The organism is Ensifer sp. ENS10 (assembly GCF_014852025.1).
Classification (GTDB): Bacteria; Pseudomonadota; Alphaproteobacteria; order Rhizobiales; family Rhizobiaceae; genus Ensifer.
On record NZ_JACVAS010000045.1, the window covers coordinates 1 to 432 of the forward strand.

The 432-nt window shown below is 55.6% G+C and carries 1 rRNA gene; it reads right to left on the minus strand.

The features are described 5' to 3' along the window. Positions 1-327: 327 nt before the first annotated feature. Positions 328-432, minus strand: a 5S ribosomal RNA gene (rrf, locus tag IB265_RS36300); the annotation flags it as partial.

The following is a 432-nucleotide window of genomic DNA, read 5'->3' on the forward strand; positions in this document are numbered from 1 at the left end:
CTAAGCGGTTTATCCGTCATCGCGGTAAATCCCTATGGGATTTATCCGCTCTTTCCGGGTTTTGCCGAAGGCAAAATCCCGTTTAATCCGGTCCGAGTTTTGCGAAGCAAAATCTCGTTGTTTGTCTCTGCCGAGCAAATCGGTAGGATTTGTCTCGTGTTATCCGTGTCGATCCTAGCAAAACAAAAGGGCCGCTTGGTGGCGGCCCGTGTTCGGCAGGGCCGAAGTGTGTGTCGAGAAGATGTTTCGGTTTGTTTCCGCCGCTACCTTATCCTTCTCGGCGATGCCTCGAAGGGGAGCGGCGGTTGTTTCTCTTGCGTTTTGCAGACCTGGCAGCGACCTACTCTCCCGCGTCTTAAGACGAAGTACCATCGGCGCTGGGGCGTTTCACGGCCGTGTTCGGAATGGGAACGGGTGCAGCCACCCCGCCAG